This window comes from Arthrobacter sp. B2060, assembly GCF_059090445.1.
Map to the genome: position 1 here is coordinate 539,705 of NZ_JBNHFR010000001.1, position 15,225 is coordinate 554,929.

The window sequence follows — 15,225 nt, forward strand, 5'->3', positions numbered from 1 at the left end:
TCCGTGACAGTTCCGGCAATAGACTGAAGCCATGGCCCAGACAGGACTCTCCGCAAGCAGACGGTTCCTGCGCGGAAGGATCCGCACAGGCATAGTGCGCAGCCGCAATTCATTGATCCCGGCCATCCAGATGACGGTCTGCGCGGTGGGCGCCTACGCCTTCGCCGAGTACGTCCTGGGGCACTCCGGCCCCCTGTTCGCCGCGACCTCGTCCCTGATTGCGCTGGGGTTTTCGCGTGATCCGCGGCTGCGGCGGGTGATCGAAGTGGGGCTGGGCTGCACCATCGGCATTGCCGTGGGTGACCTGCTGCTCCACTGGCTGGGGGCCGGAATCTGGCAGGCCGCCGTTGTGCTTCTGTTTTCCATCCTGCTGGCCCGCTTCCTGGACAGCGGCACCATCTTCACCACACAGCTGGGGCTGCAGTCACTCCTCGTGGTGCTGCTGCCGGCACCGCCCGGCGGGCCGTTCACCCGCAGCATCGATGCGGTGATTGGTGGGATTTTCGCGCTGCTGGTCACCATCCTGATGCCCAAGGATCCGCGGCGTGAACCGCGGAAGGACGTCCGGAAACTGCTGCATGAACTGGCGGAGGTTCTCCGCGAATGCGCCTCGGCACTCGTGGACAGCGATTCCACCCAGGCATGGCATGCGTTGGTGCGGGGCCGGAACTGCCAGCCGCTCGTGGATGGCATGCGGCAGTCCCTCCGGGCATCGGGCGAGGTGGCGACCCTGGCGCCGGCCTACCGCAGGCACCGGGACGAGCTGGACCGGCTGGAGCAATCACTGGACTTCATCGACCTCGCGCTGCGCAACAGCCGTGTCTTCGCACGCCGGCTGACCAGCGCCATCAACCACGCCGCCCTGTCCGACGAAGCCATCGAGAACATTGCCGAGGTCCTGCAGGAGACGGCTGCCGCTATCGATGAGCTCTCGCTCGGGCTGGCGGAAGTCAACGACGGCGTCCGCCGAACCCACCTGCGGACGGCCCGGGCGGACCTGAGCGCGATCGCCGCCCGGCTGCATCCGCGGAAGCTGCAGGTGGAGCGCCTTGAGGGCGAGACCGTTGTCATGCTTTTCCGCCCGCTGATGGTGGACCTGCTCGAAGCCACCGGCATCGATTCCCGCGAGGCCCGCGACATCCTTCCGCCGCTATAGCCCGAACTGGAATGTCATACCCGCCGGATAGTGTGGAGCAATGGCTACAAAGACTTCCCGGGCCACAAAGGCGCCGGGCTATAAGTGCGCGGAATGCGGCTGGACCACAGTCAAATGGGTGGGGCGCTGCGGTGAGTGCCAGGCCTGGGGCACCGTTGAGGAAACCGGCACCGCTGTAGCGCGCACGACGGCGGCCACCTCAGTTCTGGAACCCGCCCGCCCCATCGCCGAGGTGGACGCCACCACGGCGGCTTTCCTTCCCACCGGTGTGGACGAACTGGACCGCGTTCTGGGCGGCGGAGTGGTGCCCGGCGCCGTCATCCTGCTGGCCGGGGAACCCGGGGTCGGCAAGTCCACCCTGCTGCTGGATGTCGCCGCCAAATTCGCCCGCACAGGCCAAAGCGTCCTGTACGTCACCGGCGAGGAATCCGCGGCCCAGGTGAAGCTGCGCGCCGAGCGGATCGACGCCATCGCGGACACCCTCTACCTTTCCGCCGAGACCGACCTCGGCCAGGCCCTGGGCCAGGTGGAGAAGGTGGAACCGAAGCTGCTTGTGGTCGACTCCGTGCAGACGCTGAGCAGTGCCGACGTCGAGGGAAGTTCCGGCGGCGTCTCCCAGGTGCGAGAAGTGGCGGCCTCAATCATTGCTGCCGCCAAGCGCCGCAACATGACCACCCTGCTGGTGGGTCACGTGACGAAGGACGGCTCCATTGCCGGCCCGCGCCTGCTGGAGCACCTCGTGGACGTCGTGTGCCAGTTCGAAGGTGAGCGCCATTCACGGCTCCGACTGCTTCGTGCGGTCAAGAACAGGTACGGCCCCACGGACGACGTCGGCTGCTTCGACTTGAACGAGGACGGCATCCTGGGCCTGGCCGATCCGAGCGGGCTCTTCGTCACCCGCACCAAGGATCCCGTGTCCGGCACCTGCATCACCGTCACCATGGAGGGCCGGCGGCCGCTGCTCGCCGAGGTGCAGTCGCTGCTGGCGGAGAGCCCCAATTCGCAGCCCCGGCGGGCCACCAGCGGCCTGGACAGCTCCCGCGTGGCCATGCTGCTGGCAGTGCTGCAGCAGCGCGCCGGCTGCCTGCTGCACAAAGACGATTCCTACGTGGCCACCGTGGGCGGCGTGAAGCTCAGCGAGCCCGCCACGGATCTTGCCGTTGCCCTCGCGGTAGCATCCGCCAAGGCCAAGAAGCCGCTGCCGCAGAGGTTGATCGCCTTCGGAGAAGTCGGGCTGGCCGGCGAGGTGCGGCCGGTTCCGGGCATCAACCAGCGCATCCAGGAAGCACACCGGCTGGGCTTCACGCACGCAGTGGTCCCGGCCAGCCACAACGGCCCAGGCCCCATTCCCGCGGGATTCTCCGTGCGGGAGGTCGGCCACCTTGCCGAGGCGCTGAGCCTTTTGATTAGTTGAGGGCCTTTTGATCAGTTAGGGCCTGCTGATGAGGGAGCGCACTTAATTGTCGGTACCCGGTGGCAGACTCTGGCTATGGATGGCATTCAGGAATCCCGGCAGAATCTGGCGGCGGCGCCACACGGCGCTGCCGGTGCCGCTTTTCCGGATGGCACCGCTGTCTTCAGCGCGTTGGTCGATAGTGCCACCGCCTCCTGCACCTCCGTGGAAGACCTTATCGCCTCAGCCGGGTCGCTGCGGCTGGCCGCTGACAGTGCCGGGCTGATCGACCAGCTGCGCGGGCTGGAGGAGCTGAAATCGGCGGTCGCCGGTTTGCAGGCGAGGATCGCTGTCGCCTTCGACGCCGCCGCACCGCTCCCAGGCCGAGCAAGGGATCCCAGTTGCGGAGCGGGGCCAGGACGTCGCCGCGCAGATCGCCCTCGCCCGGCACGAATCCCCGGCCCGCGGCTCCCGGCTGCTCGGCATGGCGAAAGCACTGGTGACCGAGATGCCCCACACGCTCGCTGCCTTGGAGACGGGCCGGCTGAACGAATGGCGCGCCACGCTACTCGTGAAAGAAACGGCCTGTTTGAGCGCGGCGGACCGGTGCGCCGTGGACGAGGAGCTCGCCGCCGACACCGGAAGCTTCGACGGCGACTCCCGTTCCCGCGGCCAGATCATGGCCGACGCCCTGGTCGAATGGACCACCGGCGCCCCCGGCGGGATCAGCGCGGTCGAGATCCAGCTCGTCATGACCGACCGCACTCTCTTCCAGGCCGACAGCGAACCGGCCCGCCTCACCGGCTACGGCACCGTCCCGGCAGGCTGGGCCCGCACCCTGATCCAGACAAGTGAGGCTACCGGCGGTCAGGAACCCTACGATGGCGGGAGCACCGCGGGCCAGGCGCCCGACCCGGGCGGGGCCGCCAGCCGTCAGGCGCTCAAGGTGTGGCTCCGGCGGCTCTACACCGCACCCGGGACCGGAAACCTCATCGCGATGGACTCCCGGGCACGGCTCTTCCCGGCAGGGCTGCGGCGTTTCATCCAGGCCCGCGATGACACCTGCCGCACCCCGTACTGCGACGCCCCCATCCGCCACCACGACCACATCACCCCCCTGGCACGGCGGCGGGACCACCAACCTGGCCAACGGCGCAGGCCTCTGCCAAGCCTGCAACCACACCAAAGAAAAACCCGGCTGGAGCGCTCAGCCACGGCCCGGACCCCGGCACACCTTCAAACTCCAGACACCCACCGGCCACACCTACCACTCCACGGCACCCCCACTCCCCGGAACCAGCGCCGGAACCAGCGCCGGCGCCAGCATTACCGAGCCGTCAGGCCCGTCGGACCAAAATGGCGCGGCGCAAGCAGGGAGGCTGCAGCGGCCCTATCGTCGCCGCAGAATTCGGCGGCGGGCAAAGCCGGCTTTACTGATAACTAGCTGACCCATCAAGGGACGCATCCTGACCAAGCGCGGGCGTCTGATGACGAGCGCGGCCGTCTGACCGACACGACACCGCGCGGCGAGCCTGGTGACACGGCACGCGGGCTTTAGGCGCGGGTTACCGCCAACGCCACGCTGTGACCGCCGAAACCGAACGCGTTGACGAGTCCCGCCGTCGCGGTGCTGCCGTGCACGGTTTCGGTGAGGACGTTGAGGTCCACCTCGGGGTCCAGGCTGCCGATGTTGTACGTCCCGGGCAGGTCGCCGGTTCTGAGGGCCTGGAGCGCGGCGATGGCGCCGAGCGCGCCGGCACCGCCGAGCAGGTGACCGGTGAGTGACTTGGTGGACGTCACGGGCACTCCGGCTCCGGTCACGGCTTTGATGGCCTGCGCCTCGAGTCTGTCGCCCACCGGCGTGGAGGTTGCGTGGGCGTGAACGAAGCCGATGTCCGTGCCGCTGAGGCCGGCGGAGACGAGCGCCTTCTCCATGACGCGGCGCTGCATGTCCGGGTCCGCCGCCACGATGTCGCTGGCATCCGAGGTCACCGCAGCCCCCGCCACCGCACCGAGGATCCCGGCCCCGCGGGCCCTCGCGTGCTCCTCGCTCTCGAGCACCAGGATTGCGGCGCCTTCCGCAAGAACGAAGCCGTCGCGCTCCCGGTCGAAGGGACGGGACGCTCCCTGCGGATCGTCGTTGCGCGTGGAAAGGGCACGAATCTGCGCGAAGCCGCTGATGATGAGGTCATTGATGCACGCGTCCACCCCGCCGGCAATAACGACGTCGGCCGCTCCGGACCGGATCATCTCGGCACCCTGCGCGATCGCTTCGGCGCCGGACGCGCAGGCGCTGACCGGCGTGCGTGCCCCGCCGCGGGCGCCAAGGTCGATGGAGACCCACGCGGACGGGCCGTTGACCATGAGGCGCGTCAGAGTATGCGGCGAGACCTTCCGCGGGCCATTGCTGTCCAGCTCCCGGGTCTGGGCGAGGGTGGTGTCCAGTCCCCCGTAGCCGGAGCCGATGACCACGGCGAGCCGTTCGGGGTCGACGTCGGGCGTTCCGGCCTGCGCCCACGCCTCCCGGGCGGCGACGAGCGCGAGCTGCCCGCAGCGGTCCATCCGCTTGAACTCGCGCGTGCTCAGCAGCGCGCCCAGGTCAGCCGTGACCCGGCCAGCGATGCGTACCGGAAGCCGCTGCGCCCAGTCCTCATCGAGCGCCCCGATGCCGGACGTCCCGGCCAGCATCGCCGTCCAGGTTTCGTCCACTGTGGACCCGAGCGGGTTGAGCGTGCCCATGCCGGTAACCACGGCCTTGGGAGAAACGGCTCTGGGAGAAACTGCAGACATCACACACCTTGCTTCCTCGAACTGGAACTGAGTCCCGTGGATATTCGGATCGGAACCGCTTGCTGATTGCCTCCGCTATTTAGCGGGGTTGTGCGTCCCGATCGGCACAAGCGTGAGGTCAGGATGGTTCTTCTCAATGCGGCGCAGCGCCCACACGTCATTGAACAGGGCGAGATACTCGCCGTCGGACCGCAGCAGCACCTCGGCGCCGATCACATTCGCCAGAGCCGGCATGGCATCCGCCGTCGAAATCCGTGCCATGGAGTACGGCAGGCGCTCGAGGCGCATCGGTGCGCTGAAGTCGTGCGCCATGCGGTCCTCCACCACCTCGAACTGCATGGGGCCGACGGCGGCCAGCACCGGCGCCTGGTCGCCGCGGACGTCGGAGCGCAGCACCTGGATGACGCCCTCGTGCTCGAGCTGCTCGATGCCGCGGCGGAACTGCTTGAAGCGGCTGGGGTCCTTCGAGCGGGCCACCTGGAAGTGCTCGGGCGCGAACAGCGGAATGGCCGGGAACTCCACCGGTTCCTCCAGGAAGAGGCTGTCTCCCACGCGCAGCGAGGAGGCGTTCACCAGCCCCACCACGTCGCCCGGGAAGGCCTCATCAATGACCTCGCGTTCGCGGCCGAACACCTGCTGGGCGTACTTCGTGGCAAAGGACTTGCCGGTGCGGGTCTGGGTGACCACCATGCCGCGCTCGAACACACCCGAGCAGACGCGGATGAAGGCCACGTGATCCCGGTGCGCCTTGTTCATGCCTGCCTGGACCTTGAAAACGAACCCTGCGAAGGGCGACTCCACCGCACGCGGCCGGCCGTCCACGTCCGGACGCGGCGCAGCGGGCGGGGCGAAGTCAACGAGGGCGTCCAGGATCTCCTTGACGCCGAAGTTCAGCGCGGCGGAGCTGAACAGGATGGGCGTGGCCTTGCCGGCGTGGAAGCTCTCCACGTTGAATTCAAGGTTGGATTCGATGACGAGTCCGGCTTCGTCGACGGCGTCTGTCCAGTTGCTTCCCTGGCTCTCCGCCGCTTCCTCCGGAGTGAAGTACTCGGTCAGCGCGATGTTGGCACCGGCGTTGTTGCGCTGGAATCGTGCGAACCGGTCATTCCGCAGGTCCCACACCCCGCGGAAGTCGCCGGAGATGCCCACGGCCCAGGTCAGCGGCATGGGCTGCAGGCGGGTGCGTTCGGTGATTTCGTCCATCAGCGCCAGCGCGTCCAGGCCCGGGCGGTCCCACTTGTTGATGACCGTGATGATCGGCAGGTTCCGCTGCTTGCAGACCTCGAAGAGCTTCATGGTCTGGGTTTCCAGGCCCTTGGCGGCGTCCACGAGCATGACGGCGCAGTCGACGGCGGCCAGCACGCGGTAGGTGTCCTCGGAGAAGTCGGCGTGGCCCGGAGTGTCCAGCAGGTTGATCACGGTGTCCCGGTAGGAGAACTGGAGCGCGGCGGAACTGATGGAGATGCCGCGGTCCTTCTCCATCTGCATCCAGTCCGAGACCGTCTCCTTGCGGTTGGACTTGCCGCTGGACGCGCCGGCGGTGCCGATCACCTTGGCATGCAGGGCCAGGGCCTCGGTCAGGGTGGACTTGCCGGCGTCAGGGTGGGAGATGACAGCGAACGTCCGGCGCCGGGACGCCTGCTTGTGAATCTCGTGGACCCGGGCGGGGCTGAGGACTTCTTGGGACACGGTGCTACTTTCGCTGGGATCCGCGGAGGACCCTGGGTGTGGAAACGGAAAACTTTTGAACCGGATTCCTGGAAACAGGGCTCTGGAGTCTGGAAGGCGGGCGGCAGCTGGGCGCGCAAGCCAAGGGTTCAAGTTTATCGCAGGGGCGGAAGCCGGACGGAAGTCGGGCCAAAATGGGGACTTGCCGGCCGCCGTCGGACGCGTTCCTGAAGCCCTTCCGGCAGGTCTCAAACAGGCCACTTTGAGGCTTGCCCCTGCGGTTCTTGGGGTAATGTACGTCTAGGATGGTGCCTGCGGGAAACCGAGTACTTTTGATCCTGCCGGCGGACTCCTAAAACCGGCATACCTGCAGGCCCCGCCTGCACCTTTGAAGGGAATGTCTAATGCCTCGCAGCCCTGAAGAATCGCTGAAAGCGACTTTGGGGAGGGTGGCCCCGGGAACCGCCCTGCGGGACGGGCTGGAACGCATTCTCCGCGGCCGCACCGGCGCACTGATCGTCCTGGGTTCGGACCGGACCATCGACTCAATCTGTTCGGGCGGCTTCGACATCGGCATCGACTTCTCCCCCACGAGGCTGCGCGAGCTGGCCAAAATGGACGGTGCCATCATCTGCGACAAGGACGCCGGCAACATCCTCCGCGCCGCCGTCCAGCTGGTTCCGGACCCGAGCATCGAAACCCAAGAATCCGGAACGCGCCACCGGACCGCGGAGCGCGTGGCCATCCAGACTGGGGTCCCGGTGATCTCCGTGAGCCAGTCCATGCAGATCATCGCGCTCTACGTGAACGGGCTGCGGCACGTGCTCGAGGGCTCGGAGAAGGTGCTGGCCCGCGCCAACCAGGCCCTTGCCACGCTGGAACGCTACCGCTCCCGGCTGGACCAGGTCACCAGCTCGCTGTCGGCGCTGGAAATCGAGGCCATGGTCACCGTCAGGGATGTGGCCGTCACCCTGCAGCGGCAGGAGATGGTGCGCCGTATTTCCGAAGAAATCTCCCAGTACGTGCTGGAGCTGGGCGAGGACGGCCGGCTCCTGTCCCTGCAGCTGGACGAGCTCACGGTGGGCCGGGGCCCTGGCAGCGACATCATCATCCGCGATTATGCCGGACCCAACGCTTCGCCCGAGGACATCGACGGCGCGGTCAACGCGCTCCTCAGCCTTGGCCCCACCGAACTGATCGACCTCAGCAAGATCGCCGGAATCATCGGCTTCGCAGGCGGTGTGGAAACGCTGGACGCCGTGGTGCAGCCGCGGGGCTACCGCCTTCTGTCCGGGCTCAAGGCTGTGCCCAAGGCCGTGGCGGACCGGCTCGTGGACCACTTCGGAGGGCTGCAGCACCTGATGGCCGCCACCATCGACGATCTCATGACCGTTGACGGCATCGGCGACCAGCGCGCCCGCACAGTCCGCGAAGGCCTCAGCCGGATGGCCGAGGCCAGCCTGCTGGACCGCTTCCTCTAACTCAGCTGGAAGACCGCCGGCGGGCTCACTTTGGGCCCGAGTTTGGCGATGAACACGTAGTAACCCGCGCCTACCCCGTCCGGGACCTCCTCGCAGCCCTGCACGGATCGGTTGCGGGGCCAGGGAAAGTTGGCCGTTTCGCTCTTGCCGGGGGCGATCGTCCTGACGAGGTCGTCGCTCTCGGCCTGGCAGTCCTTGGACGAGAAGACCCTGTCTGAACCGCTCGTGACCAGGAACTCCATCTGCGAGGTTCCGATGTTCACCTTGCACGGGAGCTTCCCGCCGTTGGCCACTTTGAGCGTGAGCACCGGCTTCTCACCCGGACCGTACGCGGCCTTGTTCGTGCCCGCCGTGACGGTCACGAGTTTCTGGTCGCACGTGGGTGATGCCGACGCCGTGGCGGAGGGAGTGGCCGAGGGCGACGACTGGCCGCTGGGGTTGGCTGAGCCGCCCGGACCGGTGGAGGAAGCCTGCTCGCTCGAGGGGTTCAGCGCACCGGACACCGTGGCAATGCCTCCGGCCGTCAGGCCCACCACCAGCAGCAGCGCTCCCCCGGCAAACTGCCGACGGCGGCGGTAGACGGCGGCGCTCGGCCTGCGGACGGCACCCTGCTGGCCTGCCCTGGCCTGGCCTGCGCTGGGCAGGCCTGAGCGGGGCCGGCCTGAGCTGTTGGATGCGTTCCTGGCGGCCGGCTTCTTACCAGACTGTGTCTTACCAGAAGGCGGTTTTCCTGACGGTGTTTTCACTGCTTCGTTCCCCATTGTGTTTGCGTTGTTCCTAGGCTAGGGAATGGCCTGTGTTCCCCTGCACCACCACGCCGACCAAGGATTAACCATGTCCAATTCGTTGCCCAATTTTCAGTGACAACTATCAGCTTGGCTTACTAAAATTGAATCCCGGTTACCACTTATCGGGGTCGAGTAGGAGAGGACCACTGATGGTAGATCATGTGTCTGGCGGTCACCTTGAACGCGTCGTACTGCCCCTGACGTTTGGAAAGCATCAGAGCCAGGGAGCGGAGTTCACTGTGCTGGCAGTGGAAATCTGGAATACCGGCATCGTGGTGAACCTGCATTTGGCGTCAACCAACGGAACCGAACCGCAAACCCCGGACATCGTCGTCCAGGACCATTTCGGTACCGAGTACAAGCTGGACGAGGTCGCCACGGTAGCGTCCCGGCAACTGCAGTTCTTCTCGCCGTCCATCCCCGAGGGAACGCGGAGCCTGACCATCCGGTCTGTGGATCCTGACGGGGCCAGCTTCGTGGTTACCCTCGCCGTACCGCCTGCGAACGGCCGCGGCGGCGAAACCGTCCACGGACATGTCAAGCGCCTCCGCCCGAGGGTGGAAACCAGCCCGGACCTGCAACAAGAGGCCAGCTGACCGCAGCGGCCGGACTTCACCGGCCGGGATTTCAACTAAAGTATTGGCATCAAAACCACTATCGATGACTCCGCCGCGCCCGCGGGCGCCCGCCCGGAACTGACCGACATCCACGAGTCCGTGCTGGGCTGGTTCTCGGCCGAAGCCCGCGACCTGCCGTGGCGCCTTCCGGACTGCTCGCCCTGGGGCGTCCTCGTCAGCGAAATCATGCTCCAGCAGACTCCGGTGGTGCGGGTTCTGCCCGTCTGGGAAGAATGGCTCCGCCGCTGGCCTGAACCCGCCGATCTTGCAAGCGAACCTGCCGGGGAGGCCGTCCGCGCCTGGGGCCGCCTCGGTTACCCCCGCCGCGCCCTCCGGCTCCACGCCGCAGCCGCAGCCATTGGACAGGACCACGGCGGAAAGGTGCCGGCCGATTACGCCGACCTGCTCGCCCTTCCCGGCGTGGGCAGCTACACGGCTGCCGCCGTCGCTGCCTTTGCCTTTGGCCGGCGCGAGACCGTGGTGGACACCAACATCAGGCGCGTCCACGCCCGCCTCTTTTCAGGAACGGCTCTGCCGTCCCCGGCCCTGACCGCCGCCGAGATGCGTCTTGCGGCACGGCTGTTGCCGGACGACGCCGGAACTTCCGTCCGCTGGAACGCTTCGGTCATGGAGCTGGGCGCCTTGGTCTGCACGGCACGGGCGCCAAAGTGTTCTGCATGCCCGGTGCGCGAAAACTGTGCCTGGCGGGCGGCCGGCGAGCCGCCGCCGTCGTACACGCCGAAGGGGCAGGCCTGGCACGGCACAGACCGGCAGGTCCGCGGAGCCGTGATGGCCGTCCTGCGGCTGGCAGATACCCCCGTGCCCGCCGAGATGCTGCAGCGGGCACCCGCCGGCCTCGGCTTCGAGCCAGCGGGAATCGGGATCCCGCTCGCCTCCCTGCACAGGCTGAACCCGGCGCCGGAGCAGCTCGAACGGGCACTGGCCGGGCTGCTGGAGGACGGCCTGGCAGAGCTGCATCAGGGCGGGTATCGGCTGCCTGGATAGCGGGCTTTCCCGGCAGCCAAATTGCCGGGAAATGGTCACATTTCGGGAGTTACTGACTGCAGGCCATAACGATGTCTGCACCACTTTCGGCCGGGGAGGACCGCCTGCACGGCCCCGGAACTACCCTGAATTATGGGCAAGCCAGGGGCACTTTTAGCCACAATTGCGACGACGGTGCTTCTCTCCGGATGCCACATGTTCGAGGTGGCGTGCCCGGCGATTGCCCAGGCGTCAGGGGTGTCGGTGACGGTGGCGGCCAGCTACGCTCCGGCCGTGAAGGCCCTCCACCTCAAGGCATGCCAGGACGGAGTATGCAGGGAGGCTGACTTGGAGCTTGTGCCGGGCAGCATTTCGGTGGACCAGGGCTGTGTGCCGTACGTTCCGGAGCCCGGCATTCCGAAGTCCGGCGTTCCAGGACAAGTCGATCCGGGGCAAGGTGTTCCAGGGCAAGTCAACCCGGGCCAAGGTGTTCCTGAGCCCGCCGTCCCCGGGCAAGGCGTTCCAGAGCCCGGCATCCCAAAGCAAAGTGTTCCTGCGCCCGGGATGCCGGAGTCCGGCGGCAGCGGACACGACCGCGTCTGCTCAGCCACGGCATCGCCGGACGGGACCAATCGGGCAATGCTGATGCTGGATACGCTGACGGAGTCTCCGATGGACGTCACGGCCACGGGAACTTCCATCGACGGAAGTCCCCTGACCATGCGCACGCTGCGCTTCACTCCGAGGGGCGACTACCCGTTCGGCGAGCCCTGCGGGCGGTTTATCTCCGCTTCCGTGGTTCTGGATGAGGCCGGGCTCCGCCCGGACCGTTAGCCTGCCAGACCAACCGGGATGCAGCGGTCCAGCCGTCAGGGCTCCCCAAAGCCTGTTCTGACGAGACCGCCCACGTATTCGACCGCGCGTTCGGCATCCGGACCGGACGCCTCGACATGCAGGACCGAGCCTTTGCCTGCCCCGAGCGTCATGAGCCCGGTCATCGAGGCCCCGTCCACACCGTTCACGGTGACCTCAACATCCATTCCGGCCAGGCCTCCGGCGATCTTGGCTGCCGGCCGGGCATGCATTCCCGCCAGATTGATGAGTTCGAAGTCGCCGGTCGCGTCCGGCCCCGGATGGCCGTCGGCAGCAATAATGCCAGCACCTTGTCCCGGGACGGCAGCATCCGGCAGCCCGGAGCCGGCGGGGTGCGCTCCGGCCTGGGCGTGCGCCTCCTTCGGGCCGTGCCCCTCCTTCGGGCCCGGGGCCGGGTAGCCGCGGGCCGCCTCGGCCGCCCGCCGGACAGCATGCACGCTGGCGCCGCCTTGCGCCGCCACGGCCGCCGCGACGAGGCCCTCCACCACCGGTGCATCCGCCAGGAGAACCGTGGCGGCATCATCGGCAAATTCCAGGGCCGATTCGGCGGTCATCACCGCGGATCCCAGGTCGGTAAGCACCACGACGCCATCGCCTCCGGACGCCGCCTCGAGCGCGGCCATCACCTTTTCCAGGCTGGTGCCGATGCGTCCGTCCGACGTGCCGCCGGCCGGCAGCATCATCACGTCCGGCGCCATCTGGGCCGCAAGTTCCACGGCTCCCTCGGCGATCTTGTCACTGTGGGAAACCACAACGATCCGCACCGTCACGCCGCGGCTCCGGCCGCCGCCCGGAGGATCAGGGCACTGGACGCCGCGCCGGGGTCACGGTGCCCGGCGCTTCTCTCGCCCAGATAGCTAGCGCGTCCCTTGCGGGCCACGAGCGGATCCGTGGCCACGGCCCCCGCCTCGGCTGCCTCTGCGGCCGCGATCAGGACCGACAGCGTGTCGCCGTCGGCTGCTGCCGCCCGGGCCGCCTCGACGGCCGGGGTCCAGGCGTCCACCATGGTCTTGTCGCCGGACTCGGCCTTCCCCCGGGCGACGATGCCGTCCCGCGCGGCGGCCAGCGCCGCCGCCAGCGTCGGGGCATCGATGTAGGCCGCATCGCCGAGTGCCGTCGCCGCCCGCAGGAACGCCGTGCCGTAAAGGGGGCCTGCGGCACCGCCCACTTTGGACATCAGGGCCATGGCAGTCAGCTTGAGCGCAGCCCCGGGCGTGTCCGGCGGGGTTTCGGCCAATTTGTCCAGGACAGCCTGGAAGCCGCGGTCCATGTTCTCCCCGTGGTCGGAATCCCCGATTGCCCTGTCCAGTTCAATGAGCTCCACGCGATGCTCAGCCATGGCCTGCGCGGACAGCGTCAGCCATTTGACTGCCCAGGTGACGTCGAGCCCCACGTCATACCCCCCATCGCAGGGCTGCGGTGTGGACTGGCGCATCCCACAGAGCGGTGAGTTCGTCGTCCAGTCGGAGGACCGAAATGGAGCAGCCCTGCATTTCGAGCGAGGTGATGTAGTCACCCACGAGCGAACGCTCCACCTTGGCGCCCCTCTCGGTAAGAACCTGGGCTGCCCGGCGGTACACGATGTAGAGCTCGCTCAGCGGCGTGCCACCCATGCCGTTGACAAACAGGAGTACCTTGTCCCCGGAGGCGACGCCGAGGTCGCCCAGAATCGGTTCCAGCAGGCGGTCGGTGATGGCATCCGCGGCCTCCATGGCAATCCGGTGCCGGCCGGGTTCACCATGTATACCGATGCCGATCTCCATTTCATTGTCCTCGAGGTCGAAACTAGGCGATCCGGCGTGCGGCACGGTGCAGGCGGAGAGGGCCACGCCCATGGTCCGGACGTTCTGGTTCACCCGGTTTCCGACGGCAGCAACCGCGTCAAGGTCATCGCCCCGCTCGGCAGCGGCGCCGGCGATCTTCTCGACCAGCACCGTGCCGCCCACTCCCCTGCGGCCGGCCGTATAGAGGGAGTCCTCGACTGCGACGTCGTCATTGACCAGAACCGTACGGACGTCAACTCCTTCCGCCTGGGCCATCTCGGCTGCGGTCTCAAAGTTCAGGACGTCACCCGTGTAGTTCTTGACGATATGGACCACCCCTGCGCCCGAGTTGACCGCGAGCGTGGCCGGGATGATCTGATCGGGCGTCGGCGAGGTGAAGACGGCGCCGGGCACGGCGGCGTCGAGCATTCCCAGCCCGACAAAGCCCGCATGAAGCGGTTCATGCCCGCTCCCGCCGCCGGAGACGAGGCCTACCTTGCCTGCGACGGGAGCATCCCGCCGGGTCACATACTTTGGGTCTGGATGAACGGTCACAAGGTCGGCATGGGCAAGCCCAAACCCCTCCACTGATTCGTCCACCACTGCGCGCGGGTCATTGATGAGCTTTTTCACGGCCGGGCTCCTGGGGGCTCTCGGTGCTTCGTCTTGGACATCGATCAGGATGTGCTATGACCCTACTACCGGCTCCCGCCTGGCGGTAGTTGCCGCCGCAGGTCCCCGGTTGCGCCGATAGCGGCGGAAACGGCGGAAGGGCCAGCCCCCAAAAACTGTCCCTTCCGTCCCCACACATTTTATCCAGCAAGTGTACAAAAAGGAAGAGTTGGAAGGGAGCCCGGCTATTTCCCTAGGGGCATCTCAGGGGCGGTGGCAGGATTGTCGGCGACCGCGTCGCTGGCGGCACGGATGACTTCTGTTCCATCGGCCGGGAGATCCTTGAGGTCGTCCACAGCGAATCCGTCGTCAGTGATAATCAGGTCGAGCTGCTGCAGGCGCAGCACGCGGTATTTCGCAAAGCTGCCGTACTTGCTGCTGGAGGCCATCAGCACTGTGGAGGTTGCAGCCTCATGAGCTGCCCGTTTGGCTTCGATCTTCGCCTCCACCGGCGTCGTTATTCCATGCCGGCCATCCCAAGAACTGCAGGAGAGAAAAGCAATGTCCAGGGACAATTCCTGCATTGCCAGGGCGGCAAGCCGCCCGATCGTTGATTGGTTGTCGGAGTCGACGCGGCCGCCGATGCAGATGACTTCCGCGCTCGGATGATCGAGGAAGGCCTGCACGGTCTTGAGGTCGTTGGTGACGACCGTGAGGCCCCTCCTCTCCTGGAGGAACGGCCGCATGGCCTGAACGGTGGTCCCGGCGTCGAGGTAAATGGTCATCGAGTCCGAGACCATGGCCGCGGCTGCCTTGGCGATCGCTGTCTTCTGGGGCAGGTCGATCACCGACTTCTGGGCACGCAGCGGTTCGACAAGTTGCCGCGTCACAAGTGACGCACCGCCCGGCGTGGCGATGACACGGCCCTGCTCTGCCAGGAGCGCCACGTCGCGGCGGGCGGTCATGTGGCTCACACCGATCAGCTCGGTGAGCTGCCGATAGCTGAGGACCTGTTCGCGCCGCAGGTGCCGAAGGATCTCCTGCCTGCGCTGTTCAGGGATCAGTGAAGGTGTGCGCGCCATTGCTATTACTCCTCGGCG

The 15,225-nt window shown here is 67.2% G+C and carries 13 protein-coding genes and 1 pseudogene; 7 read left to right on the forward strand and 7 right to left on the reverse strand.

The window, feature by feature from the left end:
* Positions 1 to 31: 31 nt before the first annotated feature.
* The 3 genes and pseudogenes from AC5RUM_RS02585 to AC5RUM_RS02595 all read left to right on the forward strand — a co-directional run bounded on the left by AC5RUM_RS02585 (position 32) and on the right by AC5RUM_RS02595 (position 3,997).
* Entirely contained in the window at positions 32 to 1,156 is a 1,125-nt protein-coding gene (locus tag AC5RUM_RS02585) for an FUSC family protein (RefSeq protein ID WP_494033462.1), read from the forward strand.
* 40 nt (positions 1,157 to 1,196) lie between these two features.
* Complete coding sequence (gene radA, locus AC5RUM_RS02590) at positions 1,197 to 2,570, forward strand: DNA repair protein RadA (protein WP_494033463.1); 1,374 nt, start codon at positions 1,197 to 1,199, stop codon at positions 2,568 to 2,570.
* Between the two features lie 75 nt (positions 2,571 to 2,645).
* A pseudogene (locus AC5RUM_RS02595) lies at positions 2,646 to 3,997 on the forward strand (HNH endonuclease).
* 106 nt (positions 3,998 to 4,103) lie between these two features.
* Here the strand turns inward: AC5RUM_RS02595 and AC5RUM_RS02600 are convergent.
* Together AC5RUM_RS02600 and AC5RUM_RS02605 are read right to left on the reverse strand one after the other, a co-directional pair.
* Positions 4,104 to 5,339, reverse strand: a complete 1,236-nt coding sequence (locus AC5RUM_RS02600; protein WP_494033464.1) for a beta-ketoacyl-[acyl-carrier-protein] synthase family protein — start codon at positions 5,337 to 5,339, stop codon at positions 4,104 to 4,106.
* A gap of 75 nt (positions 5,340 to 5,414) precedes the next feature.
* Positions 5,415 to 7,028 (reverse strand): peptide chain release factor 3, encoded by a 1,614-nt coding sequence (locus AC5RUM_RS02605; RefSeq protein ID WP_494033465.1) that lies wholly within the window; start codon positions 7,026 to 7,028, stop codon positions 5,415 to 5,417.
* A gap of 383 nt (positions 7,029 to 7,411) precedes the next feature.
* Between AC5RUM_RS02605 and disA the strand changes: the two genes are divergently transcribed.
* Positions 7,412 to 8,488, forward strand: coding sequence for a DNA integrity scanning diadenylate cyclase DisA (disA, locus tag AC5RUM_RS02610; RefSeq protein WP_400577367.1), 1,077 nt, complete (start codon positions 7,412 to 7,414; stop codon positions 8,486 to 8,488).
* Here the strand turns inward: disA and AC5RUM_RS02615 are convergent.
* On the reverse strand, positions 8,485 to 9,249 hold the full coding sequence (locus AC5RUM_RS02615) for a hypothetical protein (RefSeq protein ID WP_494033466.1): 765 nt from the start codon (positions 9,247 to 9,249) through the stop codon (positions 8,485 to 8,487). The two genes, disA and AC5RUM_RS02615, sit on opposite strands and share 4 nt — an antisense overlap.
* Positions 9,250 to 9,425: 176 nt before the next feature.
* Here AC5RUM_RS02615 and AC5RUM_RS02620 point away from each other — a divergent pair, with 176 nt between their 5' ends.
* The 3 genes from AC5RUM_RS02620 to AC5RUM_RS02630 all read left to right on the forward strand — a co-directional run bounded on the left by AC5RUM_RS02620 (position 9,426) and on the right by AC5RUM_RS02630 (position 11,711).
* Positions 9,426 to 9,872: a hypothetical protein gene (locus AC5RUM_RS02620; protein ID WP_494033467.1), complete on the forward strand. Its 447-nt coding sequence runs from the start codon at positions 9,426 to 9,428 to the stop codon at positions 9,870 to 9,872.
* A 99-nt stretch (positions 9,873 to 9,971) separates the two neighbouring features.
* The gene (locus AC5RUM_RS02625) at positions 9,972 to 10,898 is read left to right on the forward strand and encodes an A/G-specific adenine glycosylase (protein WP_494033872.1); all 927 of its coding nucleotides are present in this window, start codon (positions 9,972 to 9,974) and stop codon (positions 10,896 to 10,898) included.
* A 174-nt stretch (positions 10,899 to 11,072) separates the two neighbouring features.
* Positions 11,073 to 11,711 (forward strand): hypothetical protein, encoded by a 639-nt coding sequence (locus tag AC5RUM_RS02630; protein WP_494033468.1) that lies wholly within the window; start codon positions 11,073 to 11,075, stop codon positions 11,709 to 11,711.
* A 35-nt stretch (positions 11,712 to 11,746) separates the two neighbouring features.
* Here the strand turns inward: AC5RUM_RS02630 and dhaM are convergent, their stop codons facing one another.
* The 4 genes from dhaM to AC5RUM_RS02650 form a co-directional block, all read right to left on the reverse strand.
* The gene (gene dhaM, locus AC5RUM_RS02635) at positions 11,747 to 12,520 is read right to left on the reverse strand and encodes a dihydroxyacetone kinase phosphoryl donor subunit DhaM (RefSeq protein WP_494033469.1); all 774 of its coding nucleotides are present in this window, start codon (positions 12,518 to 12,520) and stop codon (positions 11,747 to 11,749) included.
* The gene (gene dhaL, locus AC5RUM_RS02640) at positions 12,517 to 13,143 is read right to left on the reverse strand and encodes a dihydroxyacetone kinase subunit DhaL (protein WP_494033470.1); all 627 of its coding nucleotides are present in this window, start codon (positions 13,141 to 13,143) and stop codon (positions 12,517 to 12,519) included. The genes dhaM and dhaL overlap by 4 nt, the downstream gene beginning before the upstream one ends.
* A gap of 1 nt (position 13,144) precedes the next feature.
* On the reverse strand, positions 13,145 to 14,146 hold the full coding sequence (gene dhaK, locus AC5RUM_RS02645) for a dihydroxyacetone kinase subunit DhaK (RefSeq protein WP_494033471.1): 1,002 nt from the start codon (positions 14,144 to 14,146) through the stop codon (positions 13,145 to 13,147).
* 224 nt (positions 14,147 to 14,370) lie between these two features.
* Positions 14,371 to 15,207: a DeoR/GlpR family DNA-binding transcription regulator gene (locus AC5RUM_RS02650; protein ID WP_494033472.1), complete on the reverse strand. Its 837-nt coding sequence runs from the start codon at positions 15,205 to 15,207 to the stop codon at positions 14,371 to 14,373.
* Positions 15,208 to 15,225 lie beyond the last annotated feature (18 nt).

Coding starts and splice junctions, on each gene's coding strand:
- disA (WP_400577367.1), top strand. CDS start 7,412: ATGCCTCGCAGCCCTGAAGAATCGCTGAAAGCGACTTTGGGGAGGGTG.
- AC5RUM_RS02615 (WP_494033466.1), bottom strand. CDS start 9,249: ATGGGGAACGAAGCAGTGAAAACACCGTCAGGAAAACCGCCTTCTGGT.
- AC5RUM_RS02600 (WP_494033464.1), bottom strand. CDS start 5,339: ATGTCTGCAGTTTCTCCCAGAGCCGTTTCTCCCAAGGCCGTGGTTACC.
- AC5RUM_RS02650 (WP_494033472.1), bottom strand. CDS start 15,207: ATGGCGCGCACACCTTCACTGATCCCTGAACAGCGCAGGCAGGAGATC.
- AC5RUM_RS02585 (WP_494033462.1), top strand. CDS start 32: ATGGCCCAGACAGGACTCTCCGCAAGCAGACGGTTCCTGCGCGGAAGG.
- AC5RUM_RS02620 (WP_494033467.1), top strand. CDS start 9,426: ATGGTAGATCATGTGTCTGGCGGTCACCTTGAACGCGTCGTACTGCCC.
- radA (WP_494033463.1), top strand. CDS start 1,197: ATGGCTACAAAGACTTCCCGGGCCACAAAGGCGCCGGGCTATAAGTGC.